Raw genomic sequence first — 16,516 nt, forward strand, 5'->3', positions numbered from 1 at the left:
TGGGGAACGTGGTAATAACTATAAGATACTAGGCAAATATACATGGAATATTGATATTAAGCATTTCCTCCATAAAGCAATGGGGGATAATTTCCCCTTTTTATTTATGTTTGGCTTGTGATGCTTTGAATCGCAAGAATGTTAGGAGGAATCTCCTGTTTTCAAAAAAGTGTCATTCTATTCATTTCATTTATCGAATATTAATGTTAAATTTTGAATAGTCAAACAAAAGGAGGAGGAATATAATGAAAAAAATCATCCGAGTCACATCCCTTGTAGCTGCATTGTCAATAACAGCCGTGATGCCCTTTTCTGGAGGACTGTTTCAGGAAAACGCATTTGCTGCTCAGGACAAAAGCGAATTCACCCCATATTATGGAAATGGTCCAAGCTATATTCAGCCCGAAAACATTGCCCACCTTTTTCCATCACCCCATGCACAATTCACAACTCCTGGCTTTGGAAAGGGAAAGATTGCTTTTACAAGTCAGGAAGAAATGATGTCATTCATTAAAAAATTATCTAATAAAAATAAAAATGTTCACTTAAAGATTCTTGGTCAATCTTTAGAAGGAAGGGATATCCCACTTCTTTTATTTACAAAAGATAACCCGGAAAAAATAAAGAGTAATAAAAAGAAACCATTGATCTGGATACAAGGACAAATTCATGGAAATGAGCCTGCTGCTGGAGAATCTACCCTTGTAATGGCTCAAATGATAGCAGAAGGAAAGCTAGGAGATGTGCTTGATCAAGTGAATATCGCCATCGTTCCGCGTGTAAATCCAGATGGTTCGTATAATTTTAAACGATACATTGCTACGAACCTTGATGCCAATCGTGATTATATAAAAGTGGAATATCCAGAGGTTCAATTAATTAATCAAGCTGTGAATGAGTATCAGCCAGAAGTCGTACTAGATACCCACGAATATACAGTGAACTCGTCTTTATTAAAGAAATATGGGGATAAGGGTTCGATTGCTTCCTATGATCTGCTCATTTCTCCTGCTAAGAACCTAAATATTCCAGAGCAGCTACGTAAAGCATCTGAGGACTTGCTCCTTCCTGAGGTTCAAAAGGTACTTGATAAAGAAAAACTAACCCATCATGACTATTACACATTAGGTACCAATGATTCCGGAAAATTAGTTGCAACTGAAGGAAGTACAGAAGCGAGAATTGGTAGAAATGCTCTAGGATTAAAGAACACACTCACATATTTAATTGAGACACGTGGCATCAATATTGGACGTGAGAACTTTGAACGACGCGTCTATGCACAAACTATTGCTCAAACCAATTTTATTAAATCTACAGCAAAACATGCTGATCAAATTAAAAAATTGGTAAGTACTGCAAGACAAGAAATCGTTGCAAAAGGAAAACAAATCAATGATAATGACAAGATTGTCATTACAAGCGAAAACAAATTGATACCCGATCAATTACTTGAAGTAATCGATCTTGCGAAAAGTGAAAGGACAGCTATACCGATTGATTGGAAGGATTCCAATGAAGCCTATGCGACCCTTGAAAGAGAGCGTCCTACAGCCTATATCATGCCGCCAGCCTACCATGATATTGCGCGTAAACTTGAAATTTTAGGAGTGAAAGTAGAAAAATTAAATAAACCTATGAAACTTCAAATTGAAGGCTTCAAAGTGATTGATAATAAAGTTTCAACAACTCTAGAAAATGGTCACTATACAAATCAAGTAAAAACAGAAGTTACAACAAAAGAACAAACCTTCCCTAAAGGAAGCTATGTTTTCAACATGTCTCAAGCAAATGCAAACGTCATTGCCATTGCCCTTGAACCAGAATCCATCGACAGCTACGTCACCTTCAACTTCATCCCTGTTGAGAAGGGGGACGAAATTCCAATATATCGTTATATGAAGGAAGGAAAGCTACCAACGAAATAGTTGCGAAACACCATTTATGCATTTTCTTATGGGTATGCATGAATGGTGTTTTTAATGTTGAGGGTTAAGCTTTTATAAACTTTTCAACTGCAAAGGAGCTCATTCCAAGGGCAGTAGAATATTTATATTGATTGGAAATAACTAATTGTAAATCGTTCTGTTGAAACGATAGTGTATGATTTTTAATGGTATGATAAATGGGGTGTTCAATCCATTTTTTGGCTTTGGCTAATCGATTTCCAATAATGATCATTTCAGGGTTAAATGTATTAATAATATTATTCATCCCGAAACCAAGATAATTGCCTATTCTCTCAAATAATTTAAGCACATCCTCATCATCTGCAGCAGCTAAATTGATTAAAGATTCTAGTGTGGCATCCTTTTGTTTTGCATTATTAAGCAAGGCATATTCAGAAGCATATGCTTCCCAGCACCCATTACTACCACATCTGCATAGCTTGCCATTTACTTCAATAATCATATGTCCCATTTCTCCAGAATAACCATTTTTTCCTCGATAAAGCTCACCATTGAGGATGATACCTACTCCAATTCCAATTCCTGCGCTAACATAAATCATATTTTGGGAATTTTGTCCCTCTCCAAAACATTTTTCTCCGTAAGCTCCAGCGTTTGCTTCATTTTCTACGATAACGGGAAGGTTAAATTCATTCTCAAATGCTTCTTTAAAGGAAACATTCTTCCATCCTAAATTTGGAGCAAGTAAAACCGTACCTTGTTTATCAACAATACCTGGAACCCCTATTCCAATTCCAATTATTCCATATCTACTTTCTGGAGTTTGTTCTTTTAAAGAAAAAATCATCTTTTTCACAAGCTCCAATACAACTGAAAAGTCAGTATCATGAATGAATAGACTTTTTTCATAAATAATCGTTCCATTTAAATCGGTTAAAACACCTAGAATAAAATTCACACCAATATCAATACCTATTGAATATCCTGTTGCTTTATTAAAGTGGAGAATGACAGGCCTACGTCCCCCACTTGATTCCCCAGGGCCAGATTCATAGATTAACTCTTCCATTAATAATTCATTTACAAGGGAGGAAACTGTTGCTTTATTTAGTCCTGTTCTTTGTGCGATATCTGCCCTAGACAATGGTTCCTGCTCCATAATCATTTGCAAAACAATCGATTTATTGTTTCTTTTAACAACTCGTTGATTCCAAGTGGATTGTGACATGGTTTCGTCTCCTTAATGTGCTAAGTGGATTTATTCTAACATAAATATAGTTTATTCGATATCCAAAGTTTTTCTGATAATAGAAAATTAATCAAGAAAATATAAGTAATAATTATATAAAAATTAGTTTGTTTAATAGACAAACTAACTAGCGATTGTTATAATTATTCGTAATATTTAGTCTATTATCTATCTTTAGCAAACATTATTAAGACTTAATTCATTTTGATTGGAGGAAACCACATATGACGTATTTTTCGAATGTAGATCAGATTCAATATGAAGGTGCCACTTCAAAAAGTCCTTTAGCTTTTAAATATTATAATCCACAAGAAATCATTGGCGGAAAAACGATGGAAGAGATATTGCGCTTTTCAGTAGCATATTGGCACACTTTTACAGCAGATGGTTCCGATCCCTTTGGTGTTGGAACAGCAATACGTCCATGGAATCATCTAACAGGCATGGATTTAGCAAAGGCACGGGTGGAGGCTGCTTTTGAATTTTTTGAAAAAATAAATTCCCCATTCTTCTGTTTCCATGATGTTGATATTGCTCCAGAAGGACGAACATTAAAAGAAACAAATGAAAATCTAGATGTGATCGTTAATATGTTGAAGGAATATATGAAAACAAGTAAAACAAAATTACTATGGAATACGGCTAATATGTTCACTCACCCAAGATATACACATGGGGCCGCTACATCTTGTAATGCTGATGTTTTTGCCTATTCAGCTGCTAAGGTAAAAAAAGGTTTAGAAGTAGCGCAAGAGCTCGGTGCTGAAAACTATGTATTCTGGGGTGGACGTGAAGGCTACGAAACGCTGTTAAATACAGATATGAGGCTTGAACAAGATAACTTAGCCCGCTTTTTCCATATGGCAGTTGATTATGCAAAGGAAATTGGCTTTGTTGGGCAATTTTTGATTGAACCAAAACCAAAAGAACCAACAAAGCATCAATATGATTTTGATGTGGCAACGGGTCTAGCATTTTTGCAAAAATATGACTTACAAGATTATTTTAAGTTTAATATTGAAGCAAATCATGCTACACTTGCTGGTCATACGTTCGAGCATGAACTAAGGGTCGCAAGAATCAATGGAATGCTTGGATCAGTGGATGCAAACCAAGGAGATCCACTTCTAGGATGGGACACAGATGAATTTCCAACAGACCTGTATTCTACAACATTAGCTATGTATGAAATTTTAAAAAATGGTGGATTAGGAAAAGGTGGATTAAACTTTGACGCGAAGGTAAGAAGAGGATCCTTTGAGCCAGATGATCTGTTCCATGCCCACATTGCTGGGATGGATAGCTTTGCCATCGGGCTAAAAGTCGCAAATCAATTGATTTCAGATAAAGTTTTAGATGATTTGATTAGTGACCGATATAGCAGCTATACCTATGGTATTGGCCTGGAGATAGTAGAAGGTAAAACAAACTTTCGTCAGTTAGAGGAATATGCATTAAAATTATCGGAACTCAAAAATCAATCCGGTCGTACCGAACGTATAAAAGCATTAATTAATCAATATTTGTTAGAAACACTCTCACTATCTAAAAAAATAAATGTTTAAAGGCAATGTGCTGGAAGTTTATTTGTCCAGCACATTTTTATAGAAAGGGTGACTTGATGTTGAAATATGTAATTGGAATTGATTTAGGGACAAGTGCTGTGAAAATATTACTAGTTAATCATACAGGTGAAGTGTGTGATGAAGTGTCCAAATCCTATCCTTTAATACAGCCTAAATCAGGATATAGTGAACAAAATCCCGAAGAATGGGTCGAAAAAACATTAGAAGGATTATCAGAGCTTATTCAAAAATTCCAAGGTGACATCAAAGACATTGAGGGTATTAGTTTTTCCGGGCAAATGCATGGACTTGTTTTATTAGATCAGGAACATCATATTCTAAGAAATGCAATTTTGTGGAATGATACTAGGACGACCAAGCAATGTCAAGAAATCTATGAAATTGTTGGAAAACAGCGTCTATTAGAAATTACTAAGAATCCCGCATTAGAGGGGTTTACATTACCTAAAATTCTTTGGGTAAAAGAAAATGAGCCTGATACATTTGCCAAGACTCATGTATTTGTGCTACCTAAGGATTATTTACGATATCGTATGACCGGCAAGATCCATACGGAATATTCGGATGCAGCAGGAACTTTGCTTTTAAATGTTAGTAAGCGAGAATGGAGTCCAGAACTTCTCGAAATATTTAATTTGCCTCCCGGTTTCTGCCCACCAATAGTAGAGTCACATGAATGTGTTGGCCTTATCTCCGATGAATGGGCAAGACTAACTGGATTATCCCCATCTACTAAGGTTTTCGCGGGTGGAGCAGATAATGCTTGCGGGGCCATTGGGGCAGGGATTTTATCAGAAGGAAAGACATTATGCAGTATTGGGACATCTGGTGTGGTGTTATCTTATGAAAGTCGTAATGACCAGGATTTTGGAGGCAAGGTTCACTATTTTAACCATGGAGAAGAAAATTCATTTTATACAATGGGAGTTACTTTAGCCGCAGGATATAGTTTAAGCTGGTTTAAAAAAACATTTGCAGATGGGGCAGGTTTTGAAGAACTTTTACATGGTGTAGAAGAGATACCAGTGGGTTCAAATGGTCTACTTTTTACACCTTATTTAGTCGGTGAGCGGACACCACATGCAGATTCAATGATTCGTGGAAGCTTCATCGGGATCGATGCTTCCCATGAAAGTAAGCACTTTGTTCGTTCCGTTCTTGAAGGAATAACCTTCTCTTTAAATGAATCCATTGAGATATTTAAGAATAGTGGAAAGATCATTGATACCATCGTATCTATCGGCGGAGGTGCCAAAAATGATGTATGGTTACAAATGCAAGCTGATATTTTTAATACAAAAATTGTAAAATTAACAAGTGAACAAGGACCAGGAATGGGGGCAGCAATGCTAGCGGCATATGGCTGTGGATGGTTTCCATCACTGAAAGCATGCAGTGAGGTATTCATTGAAACTGCAAAGACGTATCTTCCTAATAATGAAAATGTGGAAGCATATAAAAATTTATTTATTCTTTATAAAAAAATATATTCACAAACGAAGATTCTAAATGAACAGCTATATGAATTTAGAAGGTAATTAATATGCATGGAGGTAGTTTAATTCATGAGGCTACTCACTCTAAAAGAATAATCGCCATTACCTTCAATGATGGACCGAATCCAATTTATCTCCCCCAACTAGTATAAATATTTTCAAAGGTGAATTGATAACCGCAAATAAAGTGAATGAATAGATGTTTGGCTATAATAAAGGGCTACGGCTAGACTCATTATTATGTATGCTTATTTCATTAATATAGGCTACTTATAATTAATCTAGGTATTATGCATTGATATTTCGTATTCCGTAACATAAGATTAAAAGGAATAAAATCAATGTCAAGAAGGTTTTAACATGGAAAAACAATTAAATAGTAAGAATAAATCGATTCAACTCTTATATTCATTTGTTGTAGCGGCATTAGGCGGGTTAGTATTTAACTATATTCATATGCCGATACCTTGGCTCCTAGGTCCCATGGTGGTGATTTTCCTTCTATCAAGGACAGGGAAGTTCACTCCTTATTGGCCAGTACATATCCGGAATATAGGCTTAATTATTGTTGGATATACGATTGGACTTTCATTTACAAAGGATGCATTAATCCAAATTATTCATCAATCACCATCCATGCTTCTAATGACCGTTTTAATCGTATCATTTAGTGCGTTATTTGCTCTACTTATTTCAAAGTTAACTAAGATTGATTATCCAACTATTTTAGCAGGTAGTATCCCAGGTGGATTATCCCAGATGATTACGTTAGGCGAGGAAATGAAAGGAATTGATTTAACGATAGTAACGTTTCTCCAGGTAACTAGGTTAATGATGATTATTTTTGTTGTCCCGCTTCTAGTAATCAGCCCTATGTTTTCTGGAGGAGAGGTTTTTCATTTAACTGGATCATTAACGAAAATCAAACCACAATGGGCTGAACTTTTTCCGAATATCATTATTTTCACCATTGTTTGCGTGATTTTCGCTATTATAGGCAAGAAAATTAAATTGCCAACCGCTTACATGCTTGGACCAATTATTGGTACAGCCATACTAAATATTGGAGGGTTACATGGACCAAGTCTTCCATCAACGATAGTAGACATATCGCAATTTTTTATGGGAGGATATATTGGGACATTGATGAAGCCAGAACAATTAACAAATAAAGTGAAAATCATCATTTTCTCCTTGATCAGTGGATCTGTTCTCATACTAGCTTCAATCGGTCTAAGTTTCTTTTTGGCAAACCTACATCCGATTTCTCCAATTACTGCATTCCTAAGTTCAGCACCAGGTGGAATGGATCAAATGGGGATCATTGCTCATGAAGTTCATGCAGATTTGTCAATTGTAACTGGTTATCAATTATTCCGGATCTTATTTATTTTCTTTGCTGTCCCTCCATTGTTAAAATGGCTATTAACCTATTATTATCGGAAGAAGATGAATAGTGATTGATAGGCTAAGACTACTTATCGGTTTGCTTATGAAATCTATCAATCCTTTACTAGATTAAGAAGGAATTCACTAAATCAAATTTGAAGTGTAAATATGTAAGTATCATCTATTGTAGCGATTAAAGGATTCAGAGCAGACTCTGAATCTTTTTTTGTAGTATTTTGTCATACTTTATTAATTATTGAAAGGCTGTGTTGGTAGTTTATAAAATTAATAATAGTCAATATATTGAAAAGGGTTACAAGAAAATCATTGACAATTGAAAACAATCAGAGTTATATTTTATTCAAGAGGTGGTAACCAGTTCAAAAGCTTATAAGGAGTCGAAATGAGTGCTTAGTAGTGAAAGTAAAGTCCCGTTATATTATCAACTAGTTGATTTATTAGGGAAGCAGATTAAGGAAAGTATGAAACCACATGATCAAATGTTGTCGGAGAGGGAAATTTCGACAAAATATAATGTGAGTCGAACGACGGTTAGATTGGCAATGGCTGAGCTGGAAAAGATGGGTTATATCTATAAAAAGCATGGTAAAGGAACCTTTGTTGCTACCCTTGGTGAAAATAAGCAAAATCTAATGGAAAGCTATAGTTTTACCGATCATATGAGGAAAATTGGGAGGGTTCCAAAGACTGACGTACTTTCCTATGATGTAATTGAAGCCAATGAATATCTCGCCAAGCATATCGGTTTAACGATTGGGGAGGATGTTTTCAAGATTATTCGTTTAAGACTTGCAGATGAGATTCCGATGATGGTTGAAACTAGTTATATCCCTTTTAAAAAGTTTTCGAGTTTAACAGAAGAATTAGTAAAGATAAAACCTTTATATGAAATTTTTAAAGAGGATTTTGGAGAAGTCGTGAAAGCAGCTGATGAGGAATTCTCGGCAAGTATAGTCCCACTTAAAGAGGCACAGATTCTACAAGTACCAACAGATTCTGCTTGCTTGCGTTTAGTGCGCACCACATATAATACTGCAAATCAAGTGATTGAATTTACACTAAGTATTGCAAGAAGTGATCAATTTATTTACAAAATTAGACATATTAGATAAGAAATTAAGGAGTTGAACAGCATGATTGGAATCATATTAAGTGGACATGGTCATTTTGCATCGGGTTTATATTCATCCATCAAATTAATTGCGGGTGAACAAGAGAATTTTGAAATCATTGATTATGAGGAAGGCATGTCCGCAGATACTTTAGCAACTAGGCTTGAGGGAGCGATCCAAAACTTATCATCCTTAAAGGATATTGTTGTTTTTACTGATATTGCAGGGGGAACACCTTTCAATGAATCTGCTAAACTATCAGTTGTACATGGAAATGTAAGGGTTTTATCAGGAACAAATGCTCCACTACTTCTAGATAGCTGTTTCAAAAGAAATGTATCAATCGATGAATTTATGGAAGAAATTATGCAATCTGGAAAAGAAGGTATGAAGGTTTTTAAAGTAAAATAATTTTTTTTAATATTAACTGGTAGTAACGTCATATCCAGCGTTAAGAAAGGGGATTAATATGTTTCATTTATCTGAACAGGAACTGGAACGATTAGGGGCAAAAATAACAAGTAATGAAATTAAGCAGCAACCTATGTTATGGAAAGAAACATTAGAAATTTATTTGAAGGAAAAGGAAAATATTGATCAATTTTTAGATCAGCTTCGTGCACTTGGAAGAGTAAGAGTGATCTTCACTGGTGCGGGCACATCCGCTTATGTAGGCGATACTCTATTAACCTATTTAAAAAATAAAGTGGATGAAAATCACTTTTCACTAGAAAGTATTCCAACAACGGATATCGTCTCAAATCCTTATGATTCATATAAAAAGGATGCTCCAACCTTACTTGTCTCATTCGCGAGAAGTGGAAATAGTCCAGAGAGTATTGCAGCAGTAGAGTTAGGGAAACAATTGGTTGATCAATTTTATCAACTAAATATCACATGTGCAGAAACAGGAAAATTAGCACAGCAAACAAAGGGAAACCATTCGTTTTTATTATTAATGCCTCCTAAATCAAATGATCAAGGCTTTGCGATGACCGGAAGCTTTACATGTATGATGTTAAGCACATTATTAATTTTTGATCGACACAGTGTAGAACAAAAGCAAGCATTTGTCGAACAAATGATTGAGATGGGCAACCATGTCATAAAAAATGAAGATAAAATTCAAAACATTATAAATAGGGACTTTAATCGTATTGTTTATTTAGGTTCTGGCAGCTTAGCTGGATTAACTAGAGAAGCGCAATTAAAGGTTTTAGAATTAACAGCTGGACAATATGTGACCAACTTTGATTCATCTCTAGGTTTCCGCCATGGTCCTAAATCATTTGTGAATGAACATACTGCAGTTTTTGTTTTCACATCAAATGATGAATATACAAGGAAATATGATTTAGATATTTTAGAAGAAATTAAGAGAGATGGGATTACTGATGTCATTGTCAGTATTTCAGTTGATCAAGAAACAAATTACTCAGGTGAATGCTTCGCGTTTTCCGATGGAAAAGACTTGGATGATATCTATTTAGCATTTCCTTATATAATGTTCGCTCAAACCGTTTCGATTATAGCTTCATTAAAAGTTGGTAATACACCTGATACTCCTTCGGCAACTGGAACCGTTAACCGAGTAGTAAAAGGTGTTACGATTCATGACTATCAAGGATAATCTGTTTTTTCTTCATTTCAAAAATAATAAAAAGAAAGTGGGAATAATCAATGAGTACACCCAATATTTTAGCCACACGAATTGACAATCGCTTAGTTCACGGACAGGTAGGGGTTACGTGGACAAATACACTAGGAGCAAATCTTGTCGTTGTTGCGAATGACGAGGTTTCTACAGATACAGTACAACAAAGCTTAATGGAAATGGTGTTGCCAGATACTGTTCAAGCTCGTTTCTTTACGATTGAAAAAACAATCAAAATTATTGGTAAAGCTGCACCTCACCAAAAAATCTTATTAGTTATCAAAACTCCGCAGGACGCTTTAAAGCTTGTTAAAGGTGGAGTGCCAATTAAAGAAATTAATGTTGGTAATATGCATTTTGCTGAAGGGAAGAAACAGCTATCTGCAACTGTTTCAGTGGACCAAGATGATATCGATACATTTAAAGAACTAGATAAGTTGGGAATTAAATTAGATGTTCGTGGAATTCCAAGTGAACGTGGAAGAGATATGATGGATCTTTTGAAGAATGCATAATCTTGATAAATACTGGGGGAAAGAACCATGTTAATTCAAGCCTTGTTAATAGGGATATGGGCAGGTATTGCAGGGATTGATCTGTATAATGGATTGACTCATATTCATCGGCCTATTTTTACAGGTTTAGTGGTTGGTTTAATTTTAGGAGATTGGCAAACAGGTTTAATGGCAGGGGCAACACTCGAATTAGTTTGGGCTGGAATGGTACCGCTCGCAGGTGCACAGCCGCCGAATGTAGTTATTGGTGGGATTATTGGAACGGCTTTTGCGATTTTAGCACATCAAGAAGCTAGTATTGCTGTTGGGGTCGCCGTACCTTTTGCAGTTGCCGTACAAGGATTAATTACTTTGCTATTTACTGCTTATTCACCAATCATGCACAAAATGGATCAGTTGGCAATAGAGGGGAATACGAAGGGGATCGATCGACTCAATTACTTAGGTCCCGTTATTCTATTTGTTTTTTACTTCATTATTTCCTTTTTACCAATTTATTTTGGGGCAGATCAAGCAGAGGCAGTTGTTAACGCATTACCGAAATGGTTGATTAATGGGTTAAGTGTTGCTGGAGGAATTATGCCAGCTGTTGGTTTCGCAATGTTATTAAAAATTATGTGGAAAGTTTCTTACGCTCCATTTTTTGCAATCGGGTTTATTATTGCAGCATATTTAAAACTACCAATTTTAGCAATAGCAGTTATTGGTATAGCAATTGCTGCATATGACTTCTTTATTTCAAGTGGAAAATCGGATGACTCTGATAAAGGGAGTTCAGCACCTATAAAAGAAGACTTGGAGGAGGATTATAGCAATGGCATCTAAACAAGAAATTAATCGAGAGTTACTAATCCAAAATGAATATCATGATCCTACCGTCGAAAAAGTCTTAACGAAGAAAGATCTCAATAAAATGGCATGGCGTTCATTATTTCTACAAGCTTCCTTTAACTATGAACGGATGCAAGGTGGAGGCTGGACATATAGCTTAATTCCTGGCCTTAAAAAGATACATAAAAATAAGGATGATTTAAAGTCTTCACTATTGGACCATTTGCAATTTTTTAATACCCATCCATTTTTAGTGACTTTTGTTCAAGGGGTCATTTTAGCGATGGAAGAAAATAAGGAACGCCGTGATACAATTCGCGGAATTAAGATCGCCATGATGGGGCCACTTGGAGGGATCGGGGATGCGTTATTCTGGTTAACATTGCTTCCAATTACCGCCGGTATTGGTGCTTCTTTAGCCGCAGATGGCAATCTACTAGGACCATTATTGTTTATCATTGCCTTTAATATTGTTCACTTCGGCCTTGTATTTGGTTTAATGCATTACGGATACAATACAGGAAAGAAAGCGATTGTGAAATTGAAAGAAAGCACGAAGAAAATTTCACGTGCAGCATCAATCGTCGGATTGACGGTAATAGGGGCCTTGGTGGCAACCTATATTAATTTCAAATTAGGGGTCACCATCCATGCCGGAGATATTAAAGTAGCCTTGCAGGAAGGCGTACTAGATAAAATTATGCCTCAATTATTACCTTTGCTTTATACCTTCTTCTGTTATTGGATGTTGAAAAAAGGAAAATCACCGTTAACTTTAATCGCTGTAACCGTCGTTATTGGTCTAGTAGGAAGCTTTTTCAAACTATTCTAACTGGAGTTATAAAAGGAAAAGATGATAGGTCTTTTCCTTTTTACAAGGTGAGATGTCACTGTTGCTAAAGCGCCCGAGATGTGGAAAGCGCGGGTTTAGGGTAACTAAAGAGGAAGTAAGGTTACTTAAATAGAGGAAACTAAGTGTTTAGGGTAACAAAAGTGAGCGAAAGGTTACTTAAAAAGAGGAAACCAGGTGTGTAGGGTAACTAAAGCGCGGGAAAGGTTACTTAAAAAGAGGAAACCAGGTGTGTAGGGTAACTAAAGCGAGCGAATAGTTACTTAAATAGAGGAAACGAAGTGTGTAGGATAACCAAAGTGAGCGAAAGGTTACTTAAAAAGAGGAAACCAGGTGTGTAGGGTAACTAAAGCGAGCGGAAGGTTACTTAAATAGAGGAAACGAAGTGTGTAGGGTAACTAAAGCGAGGGAAAGGTTACTTAAATAGAAGAAACCAGGTGTGTAGGGTAACTAAAGCGAGGGAAAGGTTACTTAAATAGAGGAAACCAGTTGTGTAGGGTAACCAAAGCGAGCGAAAGGTTACTTAAATAGAGGAAACCAGGTGTGTAGGGTAACTAAAGCGAGCGAAAGGTTACTTAAATAGAGGAAACGAAGTGATTAGGGTAACTAAAGCGAGTGAAAGGTTACTTAAATAGAGGAAACCAGGTGTGTAGGGTAACCAAAGCGAGTGCATAATTCCCCAGTACGAGAAAAAACAATAAAGCGGTAATCAAATCATAAAGAAGAATGCTTTTTAGTTTTTAAAGAATGAAAGAAGGCTTAAAAATGAAAAGCTATATTCATGCAGATCAATTCTTTTTAAAGGATTCTGTTGAAGGCGAAGGCTATTTAGAGATTATTGATGGAAGGTTTGGAAGCTATCAAAAAACACCACCAAATGATCCATCTCAAATCATAGATTATAAAGGAAAATGGATTGCGCCAGGTTTAGTAGATACACATATTCATGGATTACTAAACCATGATGTCATGGACAATGATTTTGCAGGTATTAAGGCGATATCGGAAGGTCTTTTAGCTTGTGGAGTTACTTCTTTTTTACCCACTACGTTGACCGCTCCAATTGAGCTCATTAACCAAGTAGTTGAAACAATAGGAAAACATTATCAAAAGGTGACAGGTGCAAAAATTCAAGGGATTTATTTAGAAGGCCCTTTTTTTACCGAAGAACATAAAGGGGCACAAAATCCTAACTATTTCTCTGATCCTGATATAGAAGTTTTTGGAAAGTGGCAACAGCTATCTGGAGGACTTATAAAAAAAATAGCCTTAGCTCCTGAGAGAGAAGGAGTGGCCGAATTTGTTAAAAAAGTGACGGAACAAGGAGTGGTCGTTGCCTTAGGTCATAGTAGCGCCACCTATGAACAGGCGAAAGAGATTGTAGAAAACGGCGCTTCTGTCTTTGTTCATACCTATAACGGAATGAGCCCTTTGAAGTCTCGCGAGCTTGGAATGGTTGGAGCGGCCATGACTTTGGAAAAAGTATTTGCTGAATTAATCTGTGATGGCCATCATGTCCATCCTTTAGCGGCAAAAATACTAATGGATGTTCGGGGCCGTGATCGTGTAGCAATGATTACCGATTGTATGCGTGCCGGAGCGATGCAAGATGGAAACTATAAATTAGGAGAATTCCCTGTAATTGTGAAAAACGGTACAGCAACTTTAGAGAGTGGTAGCCTAGCAGGAAGTATTTTAAAACTTAATGAGGCGATTCGTAATGTAGTGGAATGGGGAATTGCTACACCAGAGAAAGCGATAAAAATGGCTTCGTTTGTTCCCGCGGTCAGCTGCCATATAGATGATCAATGTGGCTCGATACTTCCAGGTAGGGAAGCAGATTTTATTGTTTTAAATAAAAATATGGAACTAGAAGCTACCTATATAAATGGTGTATGCAAATACCAAATATAAAAGACAAAAAGGGAGTCATTCAATGATAGTTAGTGTGACGATGAACCCGTCTGTAGATATTTCATATAAATTAGAAGATTTTAAGCTAAATGATATTAACCGTGTTTCAACTGTCATGAAAACAGCCGGTGGCAAAGGGTTGAATGTTGCTAGGGTCATTCATTTATTGCATTCCCCTGTAGTCGCTACAGGAATATTAGGTGGAACGATTGGTTCATTCATTGAAAATCAATTAGATCAGGATGGGATCGATCATAATTTTTTAAAAACAGATCAAGAATCTAGAAACTGTATAGCGATCCTTCACGAGGGGAATCAAACGGAAATTTTAGAAGCGGGACCACAATTTTCTCGTAATGAAGGTGATGATTTTCTAAACCATTATCAACAATTGTTAGAGAAGGCAGAGGTTGTAACAATTTCAGGTAGTTTGCCAAAAGGGTTAGATGCATCCATTTATTGCGAAATGATTCGAATAGCAGAGACGAAACAAATTCCTGTCATTCTCGATTGTTCTGGTGGGGTATTAAAGGATGTATTGCAATTTCAAGAAGCTAGGCCATTTGCGATTAAGCCTAATATCGATGAGTTGAATCAATTATTAGAAATAAAGATAACGGCTGGAGATCAACTGAAAAAGGCCCTCGAGCATCCGTTATTTGCGAGGATCCAATGGATTGTCGTTTCAATGGGAGCACAAGGAGCTTTCGTAAAGCACAATCAAGAACATTTTTTAGTAAAGATACCTAAGATTAATGTGGTGAATCCTGTCGGTTCTGGGGATTCTGTTGTTGCTGGCTTGGCGGTATCTATTTTACAAAAGAAGTCACGCGAGGAGTTAATGAAAACAGCGATGACAGCAGGGGTTTTAAACACGATGGAATCACAAACAGGCTTCGTCAATAGTGAAAAATTTGATCAAATTTTTAATGAAATTGAAATATGTAAAGTAGATTAAAACCATCAGAGAGGGAGAAACAAAGATGTTAAAATTAACGAAAAATAAAATGGCAGCAATGAAACGATTATCTGATGAAAATGGAATTATCGGCGCATTGGCGATTGATCAACGTGGATCATTAAAGAAAATGATAAGTAATGCCAGCACAAACGGGATTGGGGATCAAGGGATCATCGAATTTAAAAAAGTCGTTAGTCGTGAATTAACGAAATACTCTTCTTCGATTCTATTAGATCCAGAATACGGATTGCCTGCTGCAAAGGAAAGAGATGAACAAGCTGGATTGCTGTTAGCCTATGAGAAAACAGGCTATGATGCAACAAAACCCGGACGTTTGCCAGATCTATTAGAGGAATGGTCAGTTAAAAGATTGAAAGAAGAAGGCGCAGATGCGATTAAATTTTTACTATATTATGATGTAGATGAAGCTAAAGAAATTAATGATTTGAAACATGCATTTGTTGAACGCCTAGGCTCAGAATGTGTAGCGGAAGATATCCCCTTTTTCCTAGAACTTGTTTCATATGATGCGAATATTGAGGATGTTAAAGGTCATGACTACGCGAAAATAAAACCACATAAAGTCAATGATATGATGAAAGAGTTCTCTAAGGAAAGATATCAAGTAGATGTATTGAAGGTAGAAGTACCTGTTAATATGAATTTTGTAGAAGGCTTTACAGAGGGCGAATTCATTTATACGAAGGAACAAGCTGCTCAGTATTTTAAAGAGCAAAGTGAAGCGACACATTTACCATATATTTATTTAAGTGCCGGTGTTAGTGCACAATTATTCCGTCAAACACTAGAATTTGCAGCCCAAGCAGGAGCGGATTTTAACGGAGTCCTATGTGGCCGTGCAACATGGAAAAATGGTGTTGAACCTTTTGCAGAACAAGGTGAAGATGCAGGTGTTGAATGGCTGCAGAATGAAGGGAAAAATAATATTACAGAATTAAATTCTGTGTTGAAAAGAACAGCGAAATCTTGGATGGAGAAAGTGGAAGAAGAATAGTAGAAGTATCTAT

At 36.3% G+C, this 16,516-nt stretch carries 14 protein-coding genes; 13 read left to right on the forward strand and 1 reads right to left on the reverse strand.

Annotation, left to right across the window (positions count from 1 at the left end):
• The first annotated feature begins 245 nt into the window (after positions 1-245).
• Positions 246-1,928: a M14 family metallopeptidase gene (locus tag MHI39_RS05265; protein WP_342540830.1), complete on the forward strand. Its 1,683-nt coding sequence runs from the start codon at positions 246-248 to the stop codon at positions 1,926-1,928.
• A 64-nt stretch (positions 1,929-1,992) separates the two neighbouring features.
• Here MHI39_RS05265 and MHI39_RS05270 read toward each other — a convergent pair whose 3' ends face one another.
• Positions 1,993-3,138, reverse strand: coding sequence for an ROK family transcriptional regulator (locus MHI39_RS05270; RefSeq protein WP_071975173.1), 1,146 nt, complete (start codon positions 3,136-3,138; stop codon positions 1,993-1,995).
• 245 nt (positions 3,139-3,383) lie between these two features.
• On the opposite strand from MHI39_RS05270, the gene xylA reads away from it, so the two are divergent.
• From xylA to lacD, 12 genes are all read left to right on the forward strand, one after another.
• The gene (xylA, locus tag MHI39_RS05275) at positions 3,384-4,724 is read left to right on the forward strand and encodes a xylose isomerase (protein WP_251344799.1); all 1,341 of its coding nucleotides are present in this window, start codon (positions 3,384-3,386) and stop codon (positions 4,722-4,724) included.
• Positions 4,725-4,783: 59 nt separating this feature from the next.
• Positions 4,784-6,283 carry a xylulokinase gene (gene xylB / locus MHI39_RS05280; RefSeq protein ID WP_071975171.1) on the forward strand — a complete coding sequence of 500 codons (1,500 nt, stop codon included), beginning with the start codon at positions 4,784-4,786 and terminating at the stop codon, positions 6,281-6,283.
• 318 nt (positions 6,284-6,601) lie between these two features.
• On the forward strand, positions 6,602-7,705 hold the full coding sequence (locus MHI39_RS05285; protein WP_342540831.1) for an AbrB family transcriptional regulator: 1,104 nt from the start codon (positions 6,602-6,604) through the stop codon (positions 7,703-7,705).
• A gap of 332 nt (positions 7,706-8,037) precedes the next feature.
• Complete coding sequence (locus MHI39_RS05290) at positions 8,038-8,763, forward strand: GntR family transcriptional regulator (RefSeq protein ID WP_071975169.1); 726 nt, start codon at positions 8,038-8,040, stop codon at positions 8,761-8,763.
• 21 nt (positions 8,764-8,784) lie between these two features.
• Positions 8,785-9,174: a PTS galactosamine/N-acetylgalactosamine transporter subunit IIA gene (agaF, locus tag MHI39_RS05295; RefSeq protein WP_259549132.1), complete on the forward strand. Its 390-nt coding sequence runs from the start codon at positions 8,785-8,787 to the stop codon at positions 9,172-9,174.
• A 58-nt stretch (positions 9,175-9,232) separates the two neighbouring features.
• On the forward strand, positions 9,233-10,393 hold the full coding sequence (locus MHI39_RS05300) for an SIS domain-containing protein (protein WP_342540833.1): 1,161 nt from the start codon (positions 9,233-9,235) through the stop codon (positions 10,391-10,393).
• A 50-nt stretch (positions 10,394-10,443) separates the two neighbouring features.
• Complete coding sequence (gene agaV, locus MHI39_RS05305; protein WP_071975166.1) at positions 10,444-10,932, forward strand: PTS N-acetylgalactosamine transporter subunit IIB; 489 nt, start codon at positions 10,444-10,446, stop codon at positions 10,930-10,932.
• A 27-nt stretch (positions 10,933-10,959) separates the two neighbouring features.
• Positions 10,960-11,757, forward strand: coding sequence for a PTS N-acetylgalactosamine transporter subunit IIC (gene agaW / locus MHI39_RS05310; RefSeq protein ID WP_259549134.1), 798 nt, complete (start codon positions 10,960-10,962; stop codon positions 11,755-11,757).
• Positions 11,747-12,595 (forward strand): PTS system mannose/fructose/sorbose family transporter subunit IID, encoded by an 849-nt coding sequence (locus MHI39_RS05315; RefSeq protein ID WP_259549135.1) that lies wholly within the window; start codon positions 11,747-11,749, stop codon positions 12,593-12,595. Before agaW ends, MHI39_RS05315 begins: the two co-directional genes overlap by 11 nt.
• Before the next feature lie 783 nt (positions 12,596-13,378).
• Positions 13,379-14,527 carry an N-acetylglucosamine-6-phosphate deacetylase gene (gene nagA / locus MHI39_RS05320; RefSeq protein ID WP_259549136.1) on the forward strand — a complete coding sequence of 383 codons (1,149 nt, stop codon included), beginning with the start codon at positions 13,379-13,381 and terminating at the stop codon, positions 14,525-14,527.
• A gap of 22 nt (positions 14,528-14,549) precedes the next feature.
• Positions 14,550-15,485, forward strand: coding sequence for a tagatose-6-phosphate kinase (gene lacC / locus MHI39_RS05325; protein WP_058003483.1), 936 nt, complete (start codon positions 14,550-14,552; stop codon positions 15,483-15,485).
• Between the two features lie 25 nt (positions 15,486-15,510).
• Complete coding sequence (gene lacD / locus MHI39_RS05330; protein WP_058003484.1) at positions 15,511-16,503, forward strand: tagatose-bisphosphate aldolase; 993 nt, start codon at positions 15,511-15,513, stop codon at positions 16,501-16,503.
• Positions 16,504-16,516: the final 13 nt, after the last annotated feature.

Source organism: Heyndrickxia sp. FSL K6-6286 (assembly GCF_038630395.1).
In the GTDB taxonomy this organism is placed as follows: Bacteria; Bacillota; Bacilli; order Bacillales; family Bacillaceae_C; genus Heyndrickxia; species Heyndrickxia oleronia.

Coding starts and splice junctions, on each gene's coding strand:
- agaV (WP_071975166.1), top strand. CDS start 10,444: ATGAGTACACCCAATATTTTAGCCACACGAATTGACAATCGCTTAGTT.
- MHI39_RS05265 (WP_342540830.1), top strand. CDS start 246: ATGAAAAAAATCATCCGAGTCACATCCCTTGTAGCTGCATTGTCAATA.
- MHI39_RS05300 (WP_342540833.1), top strand. CDS start 9,233: ATGTTTCATTTATCTGAACAGGAACTGGAACGATTAGGGGCAAAAATA.
- lacC (WP_058003483.1), top strand. CDS start 14,550: ATGATAGTTAGTGTGACGATGAACCCGTCTGTAGATATTTCATATAAA.
- MHI39_RS05285 (WP_342540831.1), top strand. CDS start 6,602: ATGGAAAAACAATTAAATAGTAAGAATAAATCGATTCAACTCTTATAT.
- MHI39_RS05270 (WP_071975173.1), bottom strand. CDS start 3,138: ATGTCACAATCCACTTGGAATCAACGAGTTGTTAAAAGAAACAATAAA.
- agaF (WP_259549132.1), top strand. CDS start 8,785: ATGATTGGAATCATATTAAGTGGACATGGTCATTTTGCATCGGGTTTA.
- xylA (WP_251344799.1), top strand. CDS start 3,384: ATGACGTATTTTTCGAATGTAGATCAGATTCAATATGAAGGTGCCACT.
- agaW (WP_259549134.1), top strand. CDS start 10,960: ATGTTAATTCAAGCCTTGTTAATAGGGATATGGGCAGGTATTGCAGGG.
- MHI39_RS05315 (WP_259549135.1), top strand. CDS start 11,747: ATGGCATCTAAACAAGAAATTAATCGAGAGTTACTAATCCAAAATGAA.
- lacD (WP_058003484.1), top strand. CDS start 15,511: ATGTTAAAATTAACGAAAAATAAAATGGCAGCAATGAAACGATTATCT.
- nagA (WP_259549136.1), top strand. CDS start 13,379: ATGAAAAGCTATATTCATGCAGATCAATTCTTTTTAAAGGATTCTGTT.